Consider the following 24,295-nt stretch of genomic DNA (forward strand, 5'->3'; position numbering starts at 1 on the left):
ATGTTCGTGAATACAGTTATAGCGTTTATCATTATTTTCGGAACGCTCGTTTTCTTCCATGAACTGGGCCATTTATTGCTAGCCCAAAGAGCGGGAATTCTCTGCCGTGAATTTGCGATCGGCTTCGGTCCAAAGATTTTTTCTTTCAAAAAAAATGAAACAGTTTATACGATCAGGCTGCTTCCGGTCGGCGGATTTGTTCGTATGGCCGGCGAAGATCCGGAAATGATTGAGGTGAAACCCGGTTACACGGTTGGGCTTCTGTTTAATAAAGAAGATCAAGTTGAGAAAGTCATCATCAATCAAAAGGAAAAATATCCGGATGCTTTAGTCATTGAAGTGGAAACAGCGGATTTAGAGCATGACATGAAGATTACCGGTTATGAACAAGGGAAAGAGGACGAACTTTCCAGCTTTACGGTCAGCGAAACATCCTTTTTCATTGTAGACGGAGAAGAAGTGCAGATTGCGCCGTATAATCGCCAATTTGGTTCCAAACCTGTGTGGAAGCGGATCAAAGCCATTGCTGCAGGACCGATTATGAACTTTATTTTAGCTTACGTCATTTTAGTGATGCTTGGGCTGATTCAAGGTGTACCGTCAAATGAGCCTATGCTCGGACAGCTGACAGACAATGGACGGGCGGCCGAAGCAGGGCTAAAAGAAGGGGATTACATCCAAAGCATCAACGGAGAAAAAATGAGGTCTTGGACTGACATTGTCTCCGCTGTAAAAGAAAACCCGGAAAAAGAAATGGACGTTGCAGTAAAAAGAGATAACAAAACGCTTCATATTTCAGTGACTCCGGAAGCTGTTAAAGATGAGAATAAAAAAACAATCGGACGTTTCGGCTCCTATGCGCCGACTGAAAAAGGCGTTCTTTCAGCGGTGGCTTATGGCGCGACATCAACCGTTGATGTCACCAAAGCCATTTTAACCAATCTGAGCAAATTAGTAACAGGCCAATTTAAACTTGATATGCTGTCAGGTCCTGTCGGCATATATGATATGACAGACCAAGTGGCGAAAACAGGGATAGTGAACTTATTTCAGTTTGCTGCGTTTTTAAGCATTAACCTTGGGATTGTCAACTTGCTTCCGATTCCGGCACTTGACGGGGGAAGACTGTTATTTCTATTTATTGAAGCGATTCGGGGCAAACCGATTAACAGGGAAAAAGAAGCATTTGTTGTGTTTATCGGAGTAGCCTTCTTAATGCTTCTTATGCTGGTCGTCACATGGAACGATATCCAGCGGCTGTTTTTGTAAACGAAAAGTAAATCAATCAGAGGTGCGAAGAAATGAGACAAAGCTTGACGCTTATCCCTACGCTCCGTGAAGTTCCAGCTGATGCCGAAGCAAAAAGTCATCAGCTTCTTCTGAGAGCAGGATTTATCAGACAGAATACGAGCGGGGTATACAGCTATATGCCTCTTGCGTATAAGGTGATTCAAAACATTCAGCAGATTGTTCGAGAAGAAATGGAGAAAATTGATGCCGTAGAAATGCTCATGCCCGCATTGCAGCAGGCTGAGACATGGCAGGAATCAGGCAGATGGTATACGTATGGTCCCGAACTGATGAGACTAAAAGACCGTCATGGCCGTGAATTTGCTTTAGGGGCAACGCATGAAGAAGTTATCACTTCGCTTGTTCGCGATGAGGTTAAATCTTATAAGCGTCTCCCTCTGACTCTGTATCAAATTCAGTCTAAGTTCAGAGATGAAAAACGTCCTCGCTTCGGTTTGTTAAGAGGCCGCGAATTTATTATGAAGGATGCGTACTCATTCCATGCATCTGCAGAGAGCCTGGATGAAACGTATCAAAAAATGTATGAGGCTTATTCAAATATTTTTGCCCGCTGCGGCATTAATGTAAGACCTGTTATTGCTGATTCAGGCGCAATGGGAGGAAAGGATACGCACGAATTTATGGCGCTTTCTGCGATCGGAGAGGATACGATTGCGTATTCTGATGAATCACAGTACGCGGCTAATATCGAAATGGCTGAAGTTCTTTACCAGGAAGTCCCTTCAAATGAAGAACCAAAAGCTCTAGAGAAGGTTCATACGCCTAACGTGAAAACAATTGAAGAACTGACTGCGTTCCTACAGGTTTCTGCTGAAGCATGTATTAAGTCAGTATTGTTTAAAGCCGATGACCGTTTTGTCCTAGTGCTTGTTAGAGGGGACCATGAAGTGAACGATATTAAAGTGAAAAATTTGCTTCATGCAGAGGTTGTAGAGCTTGCCACACATGAAGAGGTCATTCAGCAGCTCGGAACAGAACCAGGGTTTGTTGGCCCTATCGGTATTCATCAGGATGTGGAAGTGTATGCCGATCAAGCTGTGAAGGCAATGGTCAATGCGGTTGCCGGAGCAAATGAAGGAGATCATCATTATCAAAATGTCAATGTGAACCGTGACGCCCAAATTAAAGAGTTTGCAGATCTTCGTTTTATTAAAGAAGGTGATCCTTCACCAGACGGCAAAGGAACGATCCGTTTTGCTGAAGGGATCGAGGTCGGACAAGTCTTTAAGCTCGGAACACGCTATTCAGAAGCGATGAATGCGACATATTTAGATGAAAATGGACGCGCGCAGCCAATGATGATGGGCTGTTACGGAATCGGCGTGTCAAGAACGCTTTCTGCTATTGCTGAACAGCATCACGATGAAAAAGGCTTAATATGGCCAAAAAGCGTTGCACCGTACGATCTTCATATTCTTGCTTTGAACATGAAAAACGATGGGCAAAGAGAGCTTGCTGAAAAGCTGTATGCCGATTTAAAAGCTGAAGGCTATGAAGTGCTCTATGACGACCGTGCTGAGCGTGCCGGCGTAAAATTCGCTGATTCAGATCTAATCGGCCTTCCAATTCGCATCACTGTTGGAAAACGGGCTGACGAAGGCATTGTCGAAGTGAAAATCCGCCAAACAGGTGAGTCAACTGAGATTTCAGTAGACGAATTATCCTCATTTATCAGCAAGCAGTAATCACCATAACGATTTATCAAAAAACATGTTAAAATAGAAATAATAGAAGGTACCTCATTGCCTGAGGTACCTTCACTTATGATGTTTTTAGGGAGGGATACTGTCTTAATGGAACAGTTATCAGTAAACAGAAGGCAGTTTCAAATTCTTCTGCAGCAGATTAATATGACAGATGATACCTTCATGACATACTTTGAAGATGGCGAGATTAAAAAGCTGACAATACACAAAGCTTCTAAGTCTTGGCATTTTCATTTTCAATTTAAATCTTTGCTGCCTTTTCAAATATATGACACATTAACAACGAGGCTGACGCAATCGTTTGCCCACATAGCAAAAGTGACATCTTCAATTGAAGTTCAGGATAACGAGGTCAGTGAAAGTATTGTTCAAGACTACTGGTCACGCTGCATTGAAGAACTGCAGGGCATTTCGCCGCCGATTATCAGTCTTTTAAACCAGCAAAAACCGAAGCTGAAGGGCAATAAACTGATTGTCAAAACCAAAACGGATACAGAAGCGGCTGCGCTAAAGAACAAATACAGTTCCATGATTCAAGCAGGCTACCGTCAATTTGGCTTTCCGGATCTTCAGCTTGATGCTGAAATATTTGTATCCGAGCAGGAAGTTCAAAAGTTTCGGGAGCAAAAGCTTGCAGAAGACCAAGAGCGGGCTATGCAGGCCTTGATTGAAATGGAGAAGAAAGATAAAGAAAGTGATGAAGACCAAGCTCCATCTGGTCCTCTAGTCATCGGTTATCAGATTAAAGATAACGAGGAAATCCGGACACTTGACAGCATCATGGACGAGGAACGGAGAATTACGGTCCAAGGTTATGTGTTTGATGTGGAGACGCGCGAGCTGAAAAGCGGGCGCACGCTGTGCATCTTTAAAATTACAGACTATACAAATAGTATTTTAATCAAAATGTTTGCACGTGAAAAAGAAGATGCGGCACTGATGAGGTCTCTGAAAAAAGGAATGTGGGTAAAAGCACGCGGAAGCATTCAAAATGATACATTTGTCAGAGATCTTGTCATGATCGCAAATGACGTAAACGAAATAAAAGCAAAAACCCGTGAAGATTCAGCACCTGAAGGAGAAAAAAGAGTGGAATTGCATCTTCATTCCCCAATGAGCCAAATGGATGCTGTTACGGGTATCGGAAAGCTTGTCGAACAAGCGAAAAAATGGGGGCATGAGGCCATCGCTTTGACCGACCATGCTGTCGTTCAATCCTTCCCTGATGCGTATTCTGCGGCCAAAAAGCATGGAATTAAAATGATTTATGGGATGGAAGCGAATCTCGTGGATGATGGCGTGCCAATTGCTTATAATGCCGCACATCGTCTGCTCGAGGAAGAAACATATGTTGTTTTTGACGTTGAGACGACAGGATTGTCTGCTGTATACGATACCATTATTGAGCTGGCTGCAGTAAAAGTAAAAGGCGGAGAAATTATTGATAAATTTGAGGCGTTTGCGAACCCGCATCGTCCGCTTTCCGCCACAATTATAGAGCTGACAGGCATCACCGATGATATGCTGCGCGACGCTCCGGATGTCGTAGATGTCATAAGAGATTTTAGGGAATGGATTGGCGATGATATCCTTGTCGCTCATAATGCTAGCTTTGATATGGGGTTCTTAAATGTAGCCTACAAAAAGCTTCTTGAAGTCGATAAAGCTAAAAACCCGGTCATTGATACCCTTGAACTTGGCCGTTTTCTCTATCCGGAATTTAAGAACCACCGGCTGAACACGCTTTGTAAAAAGTTCGATATCGAACTCACACAGCACCACCGTGCGATCTATGATACTGAGGCGACTGCTTATTTGCTTCTGAAAATGCTGAAAGACGCAGCTGAAAAAGGCATTCAGTACCATGATGAGCTGAATGAAAATATGGGTCAGTCCAATGCTTATCAAAGATCAAGACCGTATCATGCTACATTGCTTGCTGTGAACAGCACGGGACTCAAAAATTTATTTAAGCTTGTGTCACTTTCTCATATTCATTATTTTTACAGAGTGCCGCGTATTCCGAGATCTCAGCTTGAGAAATACAGGGAAGGGCTTCTGATCGGTTCAGCCTGTGACAGGGGAGAGGTTTTTGAGGGAATGATGCAAAAATCGCCTGAAGAGGTGGAAGACATCGCGTCATTCTATGATTATCTTGAGGTTCAGCCGCCTGAAGTGTACCGTCACTTGCTGGAGCTTGAACTGGTCCGCGATGAAAAAGCGCTGAAAGAAATTATTGCGAATATCACCAAACTGGGGGAAAAGCTTAATAAACCGGTTGTTGCTACGGGAAATGTTCATTACTTGAATGATGAGGATAAAATCTACAGAAAGATTTTAATATCCTCACAAGGCGGGGCAAATCCGCTGAACAGGCACGAGCTGCCAAAAGTGCATTTCAGAACGACAGACGAAATGCTTGAAGCTTTTTCTTTCTTAGGCGAAGAAAAAGCGAAGGAAATCGTAGTCACCAATACCCAAAAGGTTGCATCTTTAGTTGATGACATCAAGCCGATTAAAGATGATTTATATACGCCGAAAATCGAAGGCGCCGATGAAGAGATCAGAGAAATGAGCTATCAGCGTGCAAGAAGCATTTACGGGGAAGAGCTGCCTGAAATTGTCGAAGCACGGATTGAAAAAGAATTAAAGAGTATCATTGGCCACGGCTTTGCTGTTATTTACTTGATCTCTCACAAACTTGTAAAACGGTCACTAGATGACGGGTATCTCGTTGGTTCCCGTGGTTCCGTAGGATCTTCATTAGTTGCGACACTTACTGAGATTACCGAGGTAAACCCGCTGCCGCCGCACTATGTTTGTCCTGAGTGCCAGCATTCTGAGTTCTTTAATGACGGTTCTGTCGGTTCTGGTTTTGACCTGCCTGACAAAACATGTCCTCATTGCGGAACACCTTTGAAAAAAGACGGCCATGATATTCCATTTGAAACGTTCTTAGGATTTAAAGGGGACAAAGTACCTGATATCGATTTGAACTTCTCGGGAGAATATCAGCCGCAGGCACACAATTACACAAAAGTGCTGTTCGGAGAAGACAATGTATATCGTGCGGGTACAATAGGCACGGTGGCAGAAAAAACAGCCTACGGTTATGTAAAAGGCTATGCCGGAGACAATGATCTTCATATGCGCGGTGCCGAAATAGATAGGCTCGTACAGGGATGCACAGGTGTAAAACGTACAACTGGACAGCACCCCGGCGGTATTATCGTAGTTCCGGATTATATGGATATTTATGATTTTTCACCGATTCAGTTCCCGGCAGATGCCACAGGTTCAGAGTGGAAAACGACTCATTTTGATTTCCACTCCATTCATGACAACCTGTTAAAACTGGATATTCTCGGACACGATGATCCGACTGTCATTCGGATGCTTCAAGACTTAAGCGGAATAGATCCAAAAACAATTCCGACGGATGATCCTGAAGTGATGAAGATCTTCCAGGGAACCGAATCACTCGGTGTGACGGAAGAACAGATTGGCTGTAAAACGGGCACGCTTGGAATTCCTGAATTCGGAACCCGATTTGTCCGGCAGATGCTTGAAGATACTAAGCCGACAACTTTTTCAGAGCTCGTTCAGATTTCAGGCTTGTCTCACGGAACTGATGTATGGCTAGGCAATGCGCAGGAACTCATCCACAATAATATTTGTGAGCTGAGTGAGGTTATCGGCTGCCGTGATGACATTATGGTGTATTTAATCTATCAAGGCCTTGAGCCGTCCCTTGCCTTTAAAATCATGGAATTTGTGCGTAAAGGAAAAGGATTAACGCCTGAATGGGAAGAAGAAATGAAAAATAACAATGTCCCAGACTGGTATATTGATTCTTGTAAAAAGATTAAATACATGTTCCCGAAAGCCCACGCCGCGGCATATGTATTAATGGCAGTCCGCATTGCTTACTTTAAAGTGCACCATGCTCTTTTATATTATGCGGCTTATTTTACCGTTCGTGCAGACGACTTTGATATCGATACAATGATCAAGGGCTCTACAGCAATCAGAGCGGTTATGGAGGATATAAACGCTAAAGGACTTGATGCTTCACCGAAGGAAAAGAACCTTCTGACTGTTTTAGAATTAGCGCTTGAGATGTGTGAGAGAGGCTATTCATTCCAAAAAGTCGATTTATATCGCTCCAGCGCTACAGAGTTTATTATTGACGGCAACAGTCTTATCCCGCCGTTTAACTCTATCCCTGGATTAGGAACGAACGCTGCTTTGAACATTGTAAAAGCTCGCGAAGAAGGTGAATTCCTCTCAAAAGAAGATTTGCAAAAGAGAGGGAAAGTATCAAAAACCATTTTAGAGTATTTAGATCGCCATGGCTGTCTGGAATCACTGCCTGATCAAAACCAATTGTCACTGTTTTAACATGGAAAGCAGAATTTCTCGGAAATTCTGCTTCTATGCATACATATGCGCAAAAAGTGTCATCGTATTATTAGAGTTTCTGTCACTTGCTTAGGTATGAAGGTAAGCGTATATCCATTTGCAATAAAAATATGGTTATGGTATAGTTTTATTGGAAATGCTAACGATTACCGAGGCAAAGAGTGGGGAAACCCGCTCTTTTGTATTGAACAAGAGAATTTTGTCTCGACATGTTCATCGTTTACTTTTTAGCCCCTGCTCTTTTGAAGCAGGGTTTTTATGCAGAGTGACGAGACGAATATGAGATCGACAGCACAAGGAGGAAGAACATGAGCAAAAAAGTGACTGACACCGTTCAAGAAATGGCTCAGCCAATCGTAGACAGCCTTCAGCTGGAACTCGTTGACATTGAATTTGTCAAAGAGGGCCAAAGCTGGTTCCTTCGCGTGTTTATTGATTCCGATGACGGTGTGGATATTGAGGAATGTGCCAAAGTAAGCGAAGCTTTAAGCGAAAAGCTTGATGAGGCAGACCCAATTAGCCAAAATTACTTTCTTGAAGTCTCATCTCCAGGAGCTGAGCGTCCGCTAAAGAAAAAAGCCGATTTCGAAAAATCACTTGGAAAAAATGTATACATTAAGACGTACGAGCCTATTGAAGGCGTAAAAGTGTTTGAAGGTGAACTGGCTGAATTTGATGGACAAACAGTGACAGTTGAGATCACGATCAAAACAAGAAAGAAACGGGTCAATATTCCGTATGAAAAGATAGCTAATGCAAGATTAGCTGTTACATTCTAATGAATACAAATGTTTTAAGGGGGGAGACCGTTAAATGAGCAGTGAATTATTAGATGCTCTCACGATTCTTGAAAAAGAAAAAGGCATCAGTAAAGAAATTATCATTGAAGCAATCGAAGCTGCGTTAATTTCTGCTTATAAGCGGAATTTTAATCAAGCGCAAAATGTACGGGTGGATCTAAACCGTGAAACTGGCTCCATCCGTGTATTTGCAAGAAAAGATGTCGTTGACGAAGTATACGACCAGAGATTAGAGATCTCGATCGAAGAAGCGCAGGGCATCCATCCGGAATATATGGTCGGCGATGTCGTCGAAATCGAAGTAACTCCTAAGGATTTCGGGCGTATAGCTGCTCAAACAGCAAAGCAGGTCGTCACACAGCGTGTGCGCGAAGCTGAGCGCGGTGTGATTTATTCTGAATTTATCGACCGTGAAGAAGACATCATGACAGGTATCGTCCAGCGTCTGGACAATAAATTTATCTACGTGTCTTTAGGCAAAATAGAAGCCTTGCTGCCGGTTAATGAGCAAATGCCGAATGAAAGCTACAAGCCTCATGACCGCATTAAGGTATTTATCACAAAAGTAGAAAAAACAACGAAGGGCCCGCAGATCTACGTGTCAAGAACACATCCAGGCCTGTTAAAGCGTTTGTTTGAAATTGAAGTGCCTGAAATTTATGATGGAACTGTCGAGCTAAAATCTGTTGCCAGAGAAGCCGGCGACCGTTCAAAAATTTCTGTCCGCACAGATGATCCTGATGTGGATCCTGTCGGTTCATGCGTAGGCCCTAAAGGCCAGCGTGTGCAAGCAATCGTCAATGAATTAAAAGGTGAAAAAATTGACATTGTCAACTGGTCCAGTGATCCTGTAGAATTTGTCGCGAATGCGCTCAGCCCTTCCAAAGTGCTTGATGTCATCGTTAATGAAGAAGAAAAAGCGACAACTGTTATTGTTCCTGATTACCAGCTGTCTTTGGCGATTGGCAAAAGAGGACAAAACGCACGCTTAGCTGCTAAACTGACAGGCTGGAAGATTGATATTAAGAGCGAAACAGACGCAAGAGAACTTGGAATCTATCCGAGAGAACTTGAAGAAGACGATGAGCCGCTCTTTACAGAGCCTGAAACTGCTGAATCGGATGAATAAGAGGTGACTTTAGGTGAATAAACACAAAAAGATCCCATTACGCAAATGTGTAGTGACTGGTGAAATGAAGCCTAAAAAGGAACTGATCCGAGTTGTACGGTCGAAAGAAGGCGATATCTCAGTAGACCCGACCGGCAAAAAGAACGGGCGGGGTGCTTATTTAACGCTGGATAAAGAGTGCATCTTAGCAGCAAAAAAGAAAAACACTTTGCAAAATCAATTTCAATCACAAATCGATGACCAGATTTTCGATGAATTGCTGGAACTGGCGGAAAAGGTGAAAAAATAAAATGTCTGGAATGGAATGGTTTCCCTTGCTGGGTCTGGCCAATCGAGCTCGTAAGGTCGTGTCAGGCGAAGACTTGGTGATAAAAGAAATCAGGAATGCGCGTGCAAAGCTTGTCCTGCTTACTGAGGATGCATCATCTAACACAGCAAAAAAAGTAACCGACAAGTGCAATTATTATAAAGTCCCTTATAAAAAAGTCGAGAGTCGCGCGGTTCTTGGACGCTCTATCGGTAAAGAAGCCCGTGTCGTTGTCGCCGTCACTGACCAAGGTTTTGCGAATAAGCTGATCAGCTTGCTCGATTAATATTTTTGGGGGTGAACGAATGGCTAAAATGAGAGTATACGAATATGCAAAAGCGTTAAATGTTTCAAGTAAGGAAATTTTGACCGCACTGAAAAACATGGATTTAGAAGTGAATAATCACATGGCCATGCTAGAAGAAAAGGCCATTAAAAAGCTTGATGCCAAATATAAAAAAGGCGGCGCTGCCGCTAAATCTCAAAAGCCAGCAGAAACGAACAAAAACAAACAGCCACAAGGGGTTAATCAGCAATCAGCTGGAAATCAACCAAATAAAATTCGAGACGGAAAGAAGAATGACGTGCAGAATAATCAATTTAACAAAAACAAGAAGAATAACAACAACAAAAAAAATAAACGCAACCACAACAATAAAAACCAACATCAGCAAAAGCCTGTAAAACCGAAAAAAGAGCTTCCTGAGAAAATTACATTCTCTGGCACTTTAACAGTTGGCGCACTTGCTGAAGAGCTTGGCAAAGAGCCTTCAGAAATCATTAAAAAGCTGATGCTTCTTGGCGTAATGGCAACCATTAACCAAGAGCTTGATAAAGACACAATCGAACTCATTGCATCAGAATATGGTGTTGAAACAGAAGAGGTCATTGTGCTTGAAGAAACAGAGCTGGAAAAATACGAAGAGCCTGATAAAGAAGAGGATCTTGAAATTCGTCCACCTGTTGTAACAATCATGGGCCACGTTGACCATGGGAAAACGACGCTTCTTGACAGCATCCGTAAAACAAAGGTTGTTGAAGGAGAAGCAGGCGGTATCACTCAGCATATCGGCGCTTATCAAATTGAAGAGAACGGCAAGAAAATCACGTTCTTGGATACACCGGGCCACGCCGCATTTACAACGATGCGTGCACGCGGTGCAGAAGTAACGGATATTACGATTCTCGTCGTAGCTGCCGATGACGGTGTAATGCCGCAAACAGTAGAAGCGATTAACCATGCAAAAGCAGCAGAGGTTCCAATCATCGTTGCTGTGAATAAAATTGATAAAGAATCCGCAAACCCTGACCGTGTGATGCAAGAACTGACGGAATACGGACTTGTCCCTGAAGCTTGGGGCGGAGAAACCATTTTTGTGCCGCTTTCCGCTTTAACTGGAAAAGGCATTGATGAGCTCATTGAAATGATCTTGCTTGTCAGTGAGGTAGAGGAATTGAAAGCGAACCCGAACCGTCAGGCAAAAGGAACGGTTATTGAAGCTGAACTCGATAAAGGCAGAGGGTCAGTCGCGACATTGCTCGTACAGACTGGAACACTGCATGTCGGTGATCCGATCGTAGTCGGCAATACATTTGGCCGTGTCCGTGCGATGGTCAACGACATTGGCCGCCGTGTAAAAACTGCCGGTCCGTCTACTCCGGTTGAAATTACCGGTTTGAATGATGTCCCTCAAGCGGGAGACCAATTCCTTGTCTTTAAGGATGAAAAAACAGCTCGTTCTGTCGGTGAAGCCCGTGCTTCGAAACAGCTTGAAGAGCAGCGCAGCGATAAAGCGAAGCTCAGTCTTGATGACTTATTCGAGCAAATTAAACAAGGTGATGTAAAAGACATCAATCTCATCGTAAAAGCTGACGTTCAAGGATCTGCAGAAGCTTTAACGGCTGCACTTCAAAAAATTGAAGTAGAAGGCGTTAAAGTGAAAATCATCCATACAGGCGTTGGTGCGATTACTGAATCTGACATTATCTTGGCATCTGCTTCCAATGCAATTGTTATCGGGTTTAATGTGAGACCGGACGGAAATGCTAAGAGTACGGCTGAAGCTGAAAATGTAGATATTCGACTTCACCGTATCATTTACAAAGTAATTGACGAGATTGAAGCTGCCATGAAAGGTATGCTTGATCCTGAATATGAAGAAAAAGTGATTGGTCAAGTAGAAGTGCGCCAAACATTCAAAGTATCTAAAATTGGTACAATTGCCGGCGGATATGTTACTGAAGGAACCATTACGCGCGACAGCGGACTCCGTTTAATTCGCGACGGCGTCGTCATCTTCGAAGGCGAAGTAGATGTTCTGAAACGCTTTAAAGACGATGTGAAAGAAGTTTCACAAGGCTATGAATGTGGTATTACAATTAAGAAATACAATGACATTCGTGAAGGTGACATCCTTGAAGCGTTTGTCATGCAAGAAATTGAAAGAACGTGATCGGATTTGCGGAGTGTGAATGCATCATTTATGATGCAGGATCGCTAAAAGAAAAGCGCGCCGTTCTGAAGCGGATTTTAACCAGGGTTCAAAACAAGTTCAATGTTTCGATTTCGGAGATTGGCTATCAGGACACCTGGCAAAGAACCAGCTTCGGAATCGCCGCTGTTTCTTCCTCTCGCGTTCAAACAGAAAAAGAACTGCAGCGCGTCCTAGCGTTTATCGATTCTTTTCCTGAAATTGAACGGACGATCACTAGGACAGAGTGGTTTTAACTTAGAGGTGATTGAATTGAGTATGAGAGCAAACCGTGTCGGCGAGCAAATGAAAAAAGAACTCGGTGATATTATCAGCCGCAAGCTGAAAGACCCGAGAATTGGTTTTCTGACAGTAACGGATGTACGTGTATCAGGTGATTTGCAAATTGCAAAGGTGTATATCTCGGTTCTCGGTGACGAGAAAAAACGGGAAGAAGCACTGAAAGGGCTGGCAAAAGCGAAAGGATTTATCCGATCCGAAATCGGCAGCCGCATCAGGCTTCGTAAAACGCCTGAAATTGAATTTGAGTTCGATGAATCAATCGATTACGGAAATCGAATCGAAACATTGATTCACGAATTACATTCAGAGAAACCATCTGAATAAAAAATGAGAGGATAGGCGTATATCGTCTGTCCTCTTTCTTCGTTTTTAAGAAAAAAGCTAAAAAAGAAGGAGTGAAAGGCAAATGGTTAACGGAGTTCTCCTTTTACATAAACCTGTTGGCATGACATCGCACGACTGTGTCATGAAGATCCGAAAACTGTTGAAAACAAAAAAAGTAGGACATACGGGAACGCTCGATCCAGAAGTGTCAGGCGTGCTTCCGATTTGTGTGGGAAGAGCGACCAAAATAGTCGAATACTTAACTGAAAAATCTAAAACATATGATGCGGAAATAACGCTTGGCTTTTCAACGACAACAGAGGATCAAACCGGAGAAACGGTGGAAACAAAGCCTGTCAATCATGACATTGATAAAGCCGATGCAGAAAAGGTTTTAAACAGTTTAAAGGGCAAACAAGAACAAATTCCGCCCATGTATTCCGCTGTAAAAGTAAACGGCAAAAAATTATACGAATACGCAAGAGCGGGGATTGAAGTAGAACGTCCGAAACGTATGATTACCATTGAAAACATTGCCCTGACAACCGGGATTAAACATAATGGAGAAACCGCAAGCTTCCGGTTTACAGTGACATGCTCCAAAGGGACCTATGTAAGGACGCTGGCGGTCATGATCGGTGAAAAGCTCGGATATCCGGCTCATATGTCTCATTTAATCCGTACGGCATCCGGAGATTTTTCTCTCGACGAATGCTTTACTTTTGACGAACTGGAGGCACAGGTCCAATCCGGAACCGTGGAAGAGCATATAGTCCCTATTGAACGTGCGCTCAATCATTTGCCGAAATGGATCATAAGTGATACATTAGCTAAGAAAGTAGAAAATGGGGCTTTGCTTGAGACGCCCGAGCAGTTTTCTGAAATGACAAGTGAAGACCGAATTGCCGTCTTTACTGAATCCGGAAGCTGTTTGGCGATCTATCTCCCCCATCCTGCGAAAAAAGGGCTGTTAAAGCCGGCAAAAGTATTGATGCAAAAAAGCGAACAATAGAAAAAAGGTGACCGTTCTGTGAAGACGATACATATTACACATCCTCATCATTTAATGAAAGAGGAGCAGGCAAAATCAGTGATGGCGTTAGGTTATTTTGACGGCGTTCATCTTGGACATCAGAAGGTAATCGGCACAGCGAAGCAAATAGCCGAAGAAAAAGGCCTGACATTGGCTGTGATGACCTTTCATCCTCATCCTTCTCACGTTTTGGGCAGGGATAAGGAGCCAAAGGATCTAATTACGCCTCTTGAAGATAAAATAAACCAAATTGAACAATTAGGTACAGAAATTCTGTATGTCGTTAAATTTAACGAAGTGTTTGCTTCTCTTTCTCCCAAGCAGTTTATAGACCAGTATATTATCGGCCTTAATGTGCAGCACGCAGTGGCAGGCTTTGACTTTACGTACGGCAAATACGGCAAGGGTACAATGGAGACCATGCCGGCTGATTTAGACGGAAAAGCTGAGTGCACCATGGTAGAAAAATTAACAGAGCAGGATAAAAAAATCAGTTCTTCGTATATCCGTACCGCGCTTCAAAACGGAGATGTTGAATTGGCGAATGTCTTGCTTGGACAGCCTTATTTTATAAAAGGAATTGTGATTCATGGTGATAAAAGAGGACGGACCATCGGGTTTCCGACAGCAAATGTCGGTTTAAATAACAGCTATATCGTTCCGCCAACGGGTGTATATGCCGTAAAAGCGGAAGTGAACGGCGAAGTCTACAATGGCGTTTGCAATATCGGCTATAAGCCGACGTTTTATGAAAAGCGCCCTGAACAGCCTTCCATTGAGGTCAATCTGTTTGATTTCGATCAAGAGGTATATGGAGCCGCTATAAAAATCGAATGGTACAAACGGATTCGGAGCGAGCGGAAATTCAATGGCATCAAAGAATTAACAGAGCAAATTGAGAAAGATAAGCAGGAAGCCATCCGTTATTTCAACAATTTGCGGAAATAACTTGCAACGCACGCAAATTTTATTCTAAAATATTTGCATATAGGCACGATTTTTAGTATGATAGTTTTCGTAGTCTTAAAACCATTGCTTGGCAATCCGAAGTCACCGACGGTTGCTAGGTAACTGGGGCTAAATATGATTTGGAGGTGAAACAGGATGGCAATTACTCAAGAGCGTAAAAACCAACTCATCAACGAGTTCAAAACACACGAATCTGATACTGGATCTCCAGAAGTTCAGATCGCTATCCTAACTGACTCAATTAACAACTTGAACGAGCATTTACGTACTCACAAGAAAGACCACCACTCACGTCGCGGTCTTCTTAAAATGGTAGGTAAGCGTCGTAATCTTCTTACGTATCTACGTAATAAAGACGTAACTCGTTACCGTGAGTTAATTAACAAACTAGGCTTACGTCGATAATCGTAAAAAGCGGGAGGATTCCCGCTTTTTTATCGTATTAAAGCGAAATTTCTTATAACAAATCATTGAAATCCTTTTACATACTACTTTGACATTGATATGTTCAATTCATTTCGTTCATAATAGGAGTAATTGATTATTTCACACAACGAAGAGAGGAGTTCGTAATCGTATGGGACAAGAAAAACACGTCTTTACCATAGATTGGGCCGGAAGAACGCTTACTGTTGAAACCGGCCAGCTTGCCAAACAGGCAAATGGTGCTGTGATGATCCGCTACGGTGATACAGCAGTACTTAGTACAGCAACCGCTTCAAAAGAACCAAAACCGCTTGATTTCTTCCCTCTTACTGTAAACTATGAAGAAAGATTATATGCGGTAGGGAAAATTCCGGGCGGCTTTATTAAAAGAGAAGGACGCCCGAGTGAAAAAGCGGTTCTTGCCAGCCGTTTAATTGACCGTCCGATCCGTCCTTTGTTTGCCGATGGATTCCGTAATGAAGTTCAAGTCATCAGCATTGTCATGAGTGTTGACCAAAACTGCTCTTCAGAAATGGCTGCCATGTTCGGTTCATCTCTTGCGCTTTCTGTATCGGATATTCCGTTTGAAGGACCAATTGCAGGGGTTACTGTCGGACGCATTGATGATCAATTTATCATTAACCCAACAGTTGATCAGCTTGAAAAAAGCGACATCAATCTTGTCGTTGCCGGCACGAAAGATGCCATTAACATGGTAGAAGCGGGAGCGGACGAAGTTCCTGAGGAAATCATGCTTGAAGGCATTATGTTCGGCCATGAAGAGATTAAACGCCTGATTGCATTCCAAGAAGAAATTGTTGCAGCAGTCGGCAAAGAGAAATCAGAAATTAAGCTCTTTGAAATTGATGAAGAGCTTAACGAAAAAGTAAAAGCTTTAGCAGAAGAGGATCTGCTGAAAGCTATCCAAGTTCATGAAAAGCATGCTCGTGAAGATGCCATTAACGAAGTGAAGAGCGCAGTTGTGGCAAAATTCGAGGATGAAGAGCATGATGAAGATACAATCAAACAAGTGAAGCAGATTTTATCTAAGCTGGTGAAAAATGAAGTTCGCCGCCTGATTACTGAAGAGAAAGTAAGACCGGACGGCCGAGGTGTCGATCAAATCCGCCCGCTTTCTTCAGAAGTTGGCCTCTTGCCAAGAACGCACGGTTCAGGTCTATTTACAAGGGGACAAACTCAGGCCCTCAGCGTATGTACGCTAGGTGCTCTGGGAGATGTGCAAATCCTTGACGGCTTAGGTGTCGAAGAGTCGAAACGGTTTATGCATCACTACAACTTCCCGCAATTTAGCGTTGGGGAAACAGGACCGATGCGCGGACCGGGACGTCGTGAAATCGGACATGGAGCACTGGGTGAGCGCGCGCTTGAGCCAGTTATTCCGTCTGAAAAAGACTTCCCTTATACTGTCCGTCTTGTTTCAGAAGTGCTTGAATCAAACGGTTCTACGTCTCAAGCAAGCATTTGCGCAAGCACACTTGCAATGATGGATGCCGGTGTACCGATTAAAGCGCCAGTTGCTGGTATTGCGATGGGTCTTGTCAAATCAGGCGAACATTACACTGTTTTGACTGACATCCAAGGCATGGAAGACGCGCTTGGAGATATGGACTTTAAAGTAGCGGGAACTGAAAAAGGCGTAACGGCCCTGCAAATGGACATTAAAATTGAAGGCCTTTCCAGAGAGATTCTTGAAGAAGCGCTTCAGCAGGCGAAAAAGGGCAGAATGGAAATCCTCAACAGCATGCTTGCAACATTAAGCGAATCAAGAAAAGAGCTTTCTCGATATGCGCCTAAGATCTTAACAATGACCATTAATCCTGATAAAATCCGCGATGTCATCGGACCAAGCGGAAAACAAATCAATAAGATCATCGAAGAAACCGGTGTTAAAATTGATATTGAGCAGGACGGCACAATCTTCATTTCCTCTACAGATGAAAGCGGCAACCAAAAAGCGAAAAAAATCATTGAAGACCTTGTCAGAGAGGTTGAAGTCGGCCAGCTTTACCTAGGTAAAGTGAAACGGATTGAAAAATTCGGTGCTTTCGTTGAAATTTTCAGCGGAAAAGACGGTTTGGTGCACATTTCAGAGCTTGCGCTTGAACGCGTAGGGAAAGTTGAAGATGTTGTGAAGATCGGAGATGAGATTCTTGTTAAGGTCACTGAAATTGACAAACAAGGACGAGTGAATTTGTCTCGCAAAGCGGTGCTCCGTGAAGAGAAAGAAAAAGAAGAACAACAATCTTAAATGAAAACATAAAAGGAGCCTGGGAGACCCGGCTTCTTTATTTTGAAGCTTTTCAAAAGCAGGCGGGTTCTACCTTGTCCTTCTTCTTCATAATGTGAGGTGAGGGGGGACAGAACATGTACAAAAAATTTGTACCGTTTGCCGTTTTTTTATTTCTTTTTTTTGTCTCATTTGAGATGATGGAAAATCCGCATGCACTTGATTATATAGGGGCAATGAAAAAAGATACGGTGACTGTCACGGCGTCCAAAGACCCGTTATATGAAGAATTGCTTCAAAAAGCGCCGGAGTACGAAGTTAAGCCCCAGAATGCAAGAATCGATAAAGTGTGGAAAAGCATTCCTGGCTACAATGGATTAAAGGTCAATATTGAACAATCATATAAAAAAATGAAAAAGCATGGCGAGTTTCAGGAAAATGACCTGGTGTACAGCCAAGTAAAACCAAGCGTTCATCTTGAGTCACTTCAGCCTGAGCCTATTTATAAAGGAAATCCTGACAAACCGATGGTGGCTTTTTTAATCAATGTGGCATGGGGAAATGAGTATTTGGAAAAAATGCTTCCTATTCTGCAAAAGCACCATGTCAAAGCTACGTTCTTTTTAGAAGGCAATTGGGTGAGAAACAATGAACAGCTCGCTAAGAAGATTGCAAAAGACGGACATGAAATCGGAAATCATTCATACAATCATCCGGATATGAGCAAACTGACTACAGGAAGAATTTCCGAGCAGCTCGACAAGACAAATGAGCAAATAGAACAAACGATCGGCGTTAAGCCAAAGTGGTTCGCTCCGCCTAGCGGAAGTTTCAGAAAAGCGGTTATCGATATTGCAGCTGAGAAACAGATGGGAACAGTTATGTGGACAGTTGATACAATCGATTGGCAAAAGCCGACTCCGTCTGTACTTCAGACAAGAGTGTTAAGCAAGATACATAATGGTGCCATGATTTTAATGCATCCGACTGACCCTACGGCGGAAAGTCTTGAAGCGCTGATTACAAAGATAAAAGACAAAGGATACGCACTTGGAACAGTCACTGAACTAATGGATGAAACAAGACTATTGAAGTAACAGATGAAGGCAGCTTGTCTTTGAATAGGAGGAACAAATTTGATTAAACGATATACGTGTCAAAATGGTGTAAGAGTTGTGCTGGAAAATAACCCGACAGTCCGTTCTGTTGCGATCGGCGTATGGATCGGCACAGGGTCGAGACATGAAACGCCGGAGATAAACGGAATTTCTCACTTTTTAGAGCACATGTTCTTTAAAGGGACGAGCACAAAATCTGCACGTGAGATAGCAGAATCTTTTGATCGTATTGGCGGTCAAGTCAATGCGTTTACTTCAAAGGAATATACCTGCTACTATGCAAAGGTGCTTGACGAGCATGCGAATTACGCGCTGGACGTATTAGCAGATATGTTCTTTCATTCAACGTTTGATGAAAACGAGCTGAAAAAAGAGAAAAATGTAGTATATGAAGAAATTAAAATGTACGAAGATGCGCCGGACGACATTGTGCATGATTTACTGAGCAAAGCCACTTACGGCAATCATTCTTTAGGCTACCCAATTCTTGGCACGGAAGAAACGCTTGCTTCCTTTAACGGTGACTCTCTCAGACAATACATGCATGATTATTATACGCCGGACCGAGTGGTGATTTCGGTAGCGGGCAATATATCTGACAGTTTTATCAAAGATGTGGAAAAATGGTTCGGGTCATACGAGGCGAAAGGCAAAGCGACAGGACTTGAGAAGCCTGAGTTCCACACGGAAAAACTGACGAGGAAAAAAGAAACAGAGCAGGCTCATTTGTGCCTCGGATTTAAAGGCTTAGAGGTTGGCCATGAACGTATTTATGATTTAATTGTCCTCAATAATGTGCTCGGAGGCAGCATGAGCAGCCGGCTGTTCCAAGATGTCCGTGAAGATAAAGGACTTGCTTATTCTGTTTACAGCTATCACAGCTCGTATGAGGACAGCGGAATGCTAACGATTTACGGCGGAACGGGTGCAAATCAGCTTCAGCAGCTGTCAGAAACAATTCAAGAAACGCTTGCTACATTAAAACGTGACGGTATTACTTCGAAAGAGCTGGAAAACAGCAAAGAGCAAATGAAGGGAAGCTTAATGCTGAGCTTAGAAAGCACAAACAGCAAAATGAGCCGAAACGGGAAAAATGAACTGCTTCTCGGCAAACATAAAACATTAGATGAGATCATCAATGAATTAAACGCCGTGAACTTAGAGCGTGTCAACGGCCTTGCCAGACAATTGTTCACCGAAGACTATGCATTAGCACTGATCAGCCCTTCCGGCAATATGCCATCTTAAAAAGGAAAGCCTGCCCTATAATGGGGCAGGCATTTTTTAATCCTTTTCATCATACATAGTACAAGGGGGTGACAGACATGCGGCTCAGTGAATTATCAGGAAAGGAAATTGTAGACATCAAAAGAGCTGAACGGCTCGGAGTGCTCGGCCAGACCGATTTAGAAATTAATGAACAGGATGGACAAATTACAGCACTCCTCATTCCCACAGTTAAGTGGTTTGGTTTAAGAAAACAAGGTCATGACATTCGCGTCCCATGGCATCATATTCAAAAGATCGGATCAGATATGATCATATTAGATGTACCTGAGGAAATGTCTCCTCGACAAGAGTAAATCGCCCAATTGGGTTCTAAAGAAAACATCTGAAACATCGGCTGCCAGAGCCGATGTTTTTTTATATAGAAAAAGCGCATCTTTTATATTCACCGGTATTTCCTTTTGATCATAAGATGAAGGGGAGCTTAACAACTAGAGATCCAGTATATACAAAGAAGGTGAACGTTTAGAATGTTAACCGGATTGAAAATTGCAGTTATCGGCGGTGACGCAAGACAGCTCGAAATTATAAGAAAGCTCACTGAACAGCAGGCTGACATCTATCTTGTCGGGTTTGACCAATTGGATCACGGTTTTACCGGAGCAGTAAAATGCAATATTGATGAAATTCCTTTTCAACAAATAGATAGCATCATTCTCCCAGTATCCGCAACAACAGGAGAAGGTGTCGTATCGACTGTATTTTCGAATGAAGAGGTTGTGTTAAAACAGGACCATCTCAACAAAACGCCTGCACATTGTGTTATTTTCTCGGGTATTTCTAATGCCTATTTAGAAAACATTGCAGCTCAGGCAAAAAGAAAACTTGTTAAGCTGTTTGAGCGGGATGACATTGCGATATACAACTCTATTCCGACAGTAGAAGGAACGATTATGCTGGCTATTCAGCACACGGATTATACGATACACGGATCTCAGGTGGCCGTTCTCGGTCTCGGGCGCACCGGGATGACGATTGCCCGGACATTTGCCGCGCTCGGGGCGAATGTAAAAGTGGGGGCAAGAAGTTCAGCGCATCTGGCACGTATCACTGAAATGGGGCTCGTTCCTTTTCATACCGATGAGCTGAAAGAGCATGTGAAAGATATAGATATTTGCATTAATACCATACCGAGTATGATTTTAAATCAAGCGGTACTTTCTTGTATGACACCGAAAACCTTAATATTGGATCTGGCCTCACGTCCCGGAGGAACGGATTTTAAATATGCAGAAAAACAGGGGATTAAAGCACTTCTTGCTCCCGGCCTTCCAGGGATTGTCGCTCCTAAAACGGCTGGGCAAATCCTTGCAAACGTCTTGAGCAAGCTTTTGGCTGAAATACAAGCTGAGGAGGGGAAATAAGGATGTCGTCATTAAAAGGAAAAAGAATCGGGTTCGGGCTGACCGGGTCGCATTGCACATATGAAGCGGTTTTTCCGCAAATTGAGGCGTTGGTCAACGAAGGAGCTGAAGTTCGTCCGGTTGTCACATTTAACGTAAAATCCACAAATACCCGATTTGGAGAGGGTGCAGAATGGGTTAAAAAAATTGAAGACCTGACTGGATATGAGGCCATTGATTCGATTGTAAAGGCAGAACCCCTTGGGCCGAAGCTGCCCCTTGACTGCATGGTCATTGCGCCTTTAACAGGCAATTCAATGAGCAAGCTGGCAAATGCCATGACGGACAGCCCGGTGCTGATGGCGGCAAAAGCGACAATCCGAAACAATCGGCCAGTCGTTCTAGGTATCTCAACAAATGATGCACTCGGTTTAAACGGAACAAATTTAATGAGGCTCATGTCAACAAAAAATATCTTTTTTATTCCATTCGGGCAAGACGATCCATTTAAAAAACCGAATTCAATGGTAGCCAAAATGGATCTGCTTCCGCAAACGATTGAAAAGGCACTATTGCACCAGCAGCTTCAGCCGGTTCTCGTTGAGAATTATCAGGGAAATGACTAAATTTACAGAAAATCATTCCCAAACTAAAAAATTCGGTCATCACCCGCATATTCTATGGTAAAATAAAACGTAAAATCATAGTCAAATCAATTCAATGAAGCTGATTGGCGGAAGGAGTTTTACAGATGGGAAGAGGTTTACACGTAGCTGTTGTCGGAGCGACAGGGGCTGTGGGACAACAAATGCTTAAAACACTTGAAGACAGAAACTTTGAAATGGACACACTTACATTGCTATCTTCAAAACGCTCTGCGGGGACAAAAGTCACGTTTAAAGGCCAAGAGCTGACTGTTCAGGAAGCTTCTCCTGAGAGCTTTGAAGGGGTAAATATTGCTTTGTTCAGCGCCGGCGGAAGCGTATCACAAGCATTGGCACCAGAAGCTGTAAAACGCGGCGCTATTGTTATAGATAATACGAGCGCGTTCCGCATGGACGAAAATACACCGCTTGTTGTGCCAGAAGTGAATGAGGCAGACTTGCATGAACACAACGGCATTATTGCCAATCCAAACTGCTCTACAATCCAAATGGTTGCGGCTCTTGAGCCGATCCGTAAAACATACGGCTTAAACAAAGTCATCGTATCAACTTACCAGGCAGTATCAGGAGCGGGTAATGAAGCTGTAAAAGAGCTTTACAGCCAAACACAGGCAATTTTAAATAAAGAAGAAATAGAGCCTGAGATCATGCCTGTAAAAGGTGACAAAAAACACTATCAAATCGCCTTCAACGCGATTCCGCAAATTGATAAATTCCAGGATAACGGCTATACGTTTGAAGAAATGAAAATGATCAATGAAACGAAAAAAATCATGCACATGCCTGACCTTCAAGTAGCGGCTACATGTGTGAGACTGCCAATTCAAACTGGGCACTCAGAGTCTGTCTACATCGAAATAGACCGTGATGACGCTACAGTTGAAGATATTAAAAATCTATTAAAAGAAGCTCCGGGCGTGACACTTCAGGATGACCCGAGCCAGCAGCTTTATCCGATGCCTGCCGATGCTGTCGGCAAAAACGATGTGTTTGTAGGCCGCATCCGCAAAGACTTGGACAGAGCAAACGGTTTTCATTTATGGGTTGTTTCTGATAACCTATTAAAAGGCGCAGCATGGAACTCTGTTCAAATTGCAGAAAGCCTGAAAAAACTAAACCTCGTATAAAAGAGAGAATTTCCTAAAGACGAATAGAAGAGAGTAAGGCACTATCAGCCTGCTCTCTTCTGTTACGTCCGAATAATTTGGAGTGAAAACAGTGAAGATAATTGTTCAAAAGTTCGGCGGAACATCAGTAAAAGATGATAAAGGCCGCAAACTGGCTTTAGAGCATATTAAAGAAGCAATCAGTGAAGGATATAAGGTCGTCGTTGTCGTTTCAGCGATGGGCCGAAAAGGAGACCCGTATGCAACAGATTCTTTGCTGGGGCTGCTTTACGGCGATCAGTCAGCGATTTCTCCAAGGGAGCAGGATTTGCTTTTATCTTGCGGAGAGACCATTTCCTCTGTTGTATTTACAAGCATGCTGCTTGATAACGGTGTGAAAGCAGCTGCGCTGACAGGGGCTCAGGCTGGCTTTTTAACGAATGATCAGCATACCAATGCGAAAATCATTGAAATGAGACCGGAGCGTTTATTCGGTGTGCTCGCCAATCATGATGCGGTGGTCGTCGCAGGCTTCCAGGGCGCAACTGAAAAAGGTGATACAACAACAATCGGCAGAGGGGGTAGTGATACGTCTGCAGCCGCACTCGGAGCAGCTGTTGATGCAGAATACATCGATATTTTCACCGATGTAGAAGGCGTAATGACTGCAGACCCAAGAGTTGTGGAAAATGCGAAACCGCTTCCTGTCGTGACGTATACGGAAATCTGCAACCTGGCGTATCAGGGAGCTAAGGTCATTCATCCGCGTGCTGTGGAAATCGCGATGCAGGCCAAGGTTCCGATCCGCGTCCGTTCGACTTATTCGAAGGATAAAGGTACATTGGTGACATCACATCACTCTTCCAAGGTCGGCAGTGATGTTTTTGAAAGGCTGATTACGGGAATCGCTCATGTCAAAGATGTCACGCAGTTCAAGGTGCCTTCTAAAATCGGCCAGTATAATGTTCAGACTGAAGTGTTCAAGGCAATGGCGAACGCGGGAATCAGTGTCGATTTCTTTAACATTACACCTAGTGAAATCGTTTATACGGTAGCCGGAAATAAAACAGAAACAGCTCAGCGTATTTTAATGGATATGGGCTATGATCCAATGGTAACAAGAAACTGCGCGAAGGTATCGGCGGTCGGTGCGGGCATTATGGGTGTTCCCGGTGTTACGTCCAAAATTGTGTCAGCTCTTTCAGAAAAAGAAATTCCGATTCTTCAGTCGGCTGACAGCCATACGACGATATGGGTGCTCGTCCATGAATCGGATATGGTTCCTGCTGTAAACGCTTTGCATGAAGTGTTTGAACTTTCCAAGTAA

21 protein-coding genes are annotated in these 24,295 nt (G+C 43.3%); all 21 read left to right on the forward strand.

The window, feature by feature from the left end:
• The 21 genes from rseP (at window position 1) to dapG (ending at window position 24,295) form a co-directional block, all read left to right on the forward strand.
• The gene (gene rseP / locus JQX68_RS09265; RefSeq protein WP_014663991.1) at window positions 1-1,269 is read left to right on the forward strand and encodes an RIP metalloprotease RseP; all 1,269 of its coding nucleotides are present in this window, start codon (window positions 1-3) and stop codon (window positions 1,267-1,269) included.
• Between the two features lie 32 nt (window positions 1,270-1,301).
• Entirely contained in the window at window positions 1,302-2,996 is a 1,695-nt protein-coding gene (proS, locus tag JQX68_RS09270) for a proline--tRNA ligase (protein WP_147771902.1), read from the forward strand.
• A gap of 108 nt (window positions 2,997-3,104) precedes the next feature.
• Window positions 3,105-7,418, forward strand: coding sequence for a PolC-type DNA polymerase III (locus JQX68_RS09275; protein ID WP_147771903.1), 4,314 nt, complete (start codon window positions 3,105-3,107; stop codon window positions 7,416-7,418).
• 329 nt (window positions 7,419-7,747) lie between these two features.
• Entirely contained in the window at window positions 7,748-8,218 is a 471-nt protein-coding gene (rimP, locus tag JQX68_RS09280) for a ribosome maturation factor RimP (RefSeq protein WP_014663994.1), read from the forward strand.
• A gap of 34 nt (window positions 8,219-8,252) precedes the next feature.
• On the forward strand, window positions 8,253-9,368 hold the full coding sequence (gene nusA / locus JQX68_RS09285; RefSeq protein ID WP_014663995.1) for a transcription termination factor NusA: 1,116 nt from the start codon (window positions 8,253-8,255) through the stop codon (window positions 9,366-9,368).
• Window positions 9,369-9,381: 13 nt separating this feature from the next.
• Entirely contained in the window at window positions 9,382-9,657 is a 276-nt protein-coding gene (gene rulR / locus JQX68_RS09290) for an RNase P modulator RnpM (RefSeq protein WP_014663996.1), read from the forward strand.
• 1 nt (window position 9,658) lies between these two features.
• A complete protein-coding gene (locus tag JQX68_RS09295; protein ID WP_003220946.1) occupies window positions 9,659-9,961 on the forward strand; it encodes a YlxQ family RNA-binding protein in 303 nt (100 codons plus the stop codon).
• A gap of 19 nt (window positions 9,962-9,980) precedes the next feature.
• Window positions 9,981-12,128, forward strand: coding sequence for a translation initiation factor IF-2 (infB, locus tag JQX68_RS09300; protein ID WP_014663997.1), 2,148 nt, complete (start codon window positions 9,981-9,983; stop codon window positions 12,126-12,128).
• Window positions 12,125-12,403, forward strand: a complete 279-nt coding sequence (locus JQX68_RS09305) for a DUF503 domain-containing protein (protein WP_003220950.1) — start codon at window positions 12,125-12,127, stop codon at window positions 12,401-12,403. The genes infB and JQX68_RS09305 overlap by 4 nt, the downstream gene beginning before the upstream one ends.
• A 16-nt stretch (window positions 12,404-12,419) precedes the next feature.
• Window positions 12,420-12,773, forward strand: a complete 354-nt coding sequence (gene rbfA, locus JQX68_RS09310) for a 30S ribosome-binding factor RbfA (protein WP_009967251.1) — start codon at window positions 12,420-12,422, stop codon at window positions 12,771-12,773.
• Window positions 12,774-12,855: 82 nt separating this feature from the next.
• A complete protein-coding gene (gene truB, locus JQX68_RS09315; protein ID WP_040083158.1) occupies window positions 12,856-13,785 on the forward strand; it encodes a tRNA pseudouridine(55) synthase TruB in 930 nt (309 codons plus the stop codon).
• 18 nt (window positions 13,786-13,803) lie between these two features.
• On the forward strand, window positions 13,804-14,754 hold the full coding sequence (gene ribF, locus JQX68_RS09320) for a bifunctional riboflavin kinase/FAD synthetase (protein ID WP_040083157.1): 951 nt from the start codon (window positions 13,804-13,806) through the stop codon (window positions 14,752-14,754).
• Between the two features lie 156 nt (window positions 14,755-14,910).
• A complete protein-coding gene (gene rpsO / locus JQX68_RS09325; protein WP_003220957.1) occupies window positions 14,911-15,180 on the forward strand; it encodes a 30S ribosomal protein S15 in 270 nt (89 codons plus the stop codon).
• A 172-nt stretch (window positions 15,181-15,352) separates the two neighbouring features.
• The gene (gene pnp / locus JQX68_RS09330; protein ID WP_014664000.1) at window positions 15,353-17,470 is read left to right on the forward strand and encodes a polyribonucleotide nucleotidyltransferase; all 2,118 of its coding nucleotides are present in this window, start codon (window positions 15,353-15,355) and stop codon (window positions 17,468-17,470) included.
• 116 nt (window positions 17,471-17,586) lie between these two features.
• Window positions 17,587-18,546 (forward strand): polysaccharide deacetylase family protein, encoded by a 960-nt coding sequence (locus JQX68_RS09335; RefSeq protein WP_147771904.1) that lies wholly within the window; start codon window positions 17,587-17,589, stop codon window positions 18,544-18,546.
• Window positions 18,547-18,585: 39 nt separating this feature from the next.
• Window positions 18,586-19,815 carry a M16 family metallopeptidase gene (locus JQX68_RS09340; RefSeq protein WP_071576874.1) on the forward strand — a complete coding sequence of 410 codons (1,230 nt, stop codon included), beginning with the start codon at window positions 18,586-18,588 and terminating at the stop codon, window positions 19,813-19,815.
• Window positions 19,816-19,892: 77 nt separating this feature from the next.
• Window positions 19,893-20,150: a YlmC/YmxH family sporulation protein gene (locus JQX68_RS09345; protein ID WP_014664003.1), complete on the forward strand. Its 258-nt coding sequence runs from the start codon at window positions 19,893-19,895 to the stop codon at window positions 20,148-20,150.
• Between the two features lie 174 nt (window positions 20,151-20,324).
• Window positions 20,325-21,218 (forward strand): dipicolinic acid synthetase subunit A, encoded by an 894-nt coding sequence (dpaA, locus tag JQX68_RS09350; RefSeq protein WP_014664005.1) that lies wholly within the window; start codon window positions 20,325-20,327, stop codon window positions 21,216-21,218.
• Between the two features lie 2 nt (window positions 21,219-21,220).
• The gene (gene dpaB / locus JQX68_RS09355; RefSeq protein ID WP_014664006.1) at window positions 21,221-21,823 is read left to right on the forward strand and encodes a dipicolinate synthase subunit B; all 603 of its coding nucleotides are present in this window, start codon (window positions 21,221-21,223) and stop codon (window positions 21,821-21,823) included.
• 125 nt (window positions 21,824-21,948) lie between these two features.
• On the forward strand, window positions 21,949-22,989 hold the full coding sequence (asd, locus tag JQX68_RS09360; protein WP_014664007.1) for an aspartate-semialdehyde dehydrogenase: 1,041 nt from the start codon (window positions 21,949-21,951) through the stop codon (window positions 22,987-22,989).
• A 91-nt stretch (window positions 22,990-23,080) separates the two neighbouring features.
• A complete protein-coding gene (gene dapG / locus JQX68_RS09365) occupies window positions 23,081-24,295 on the forward strand; it encodes an aspartate kinase (RefSeq protein WP_205440630.1) in 1,215 nt (404 codons plus the stop codon).

This window comes from Bacillus sp. LJBS06 (assembly GCF_016924995.1).
In the GTDB taxonomy this organism is placed as follows: Bacteria; Bacillota; Bacilli; order Bacillales; family Bacillaceae; genus Bacillus; species Bacillus stercoris.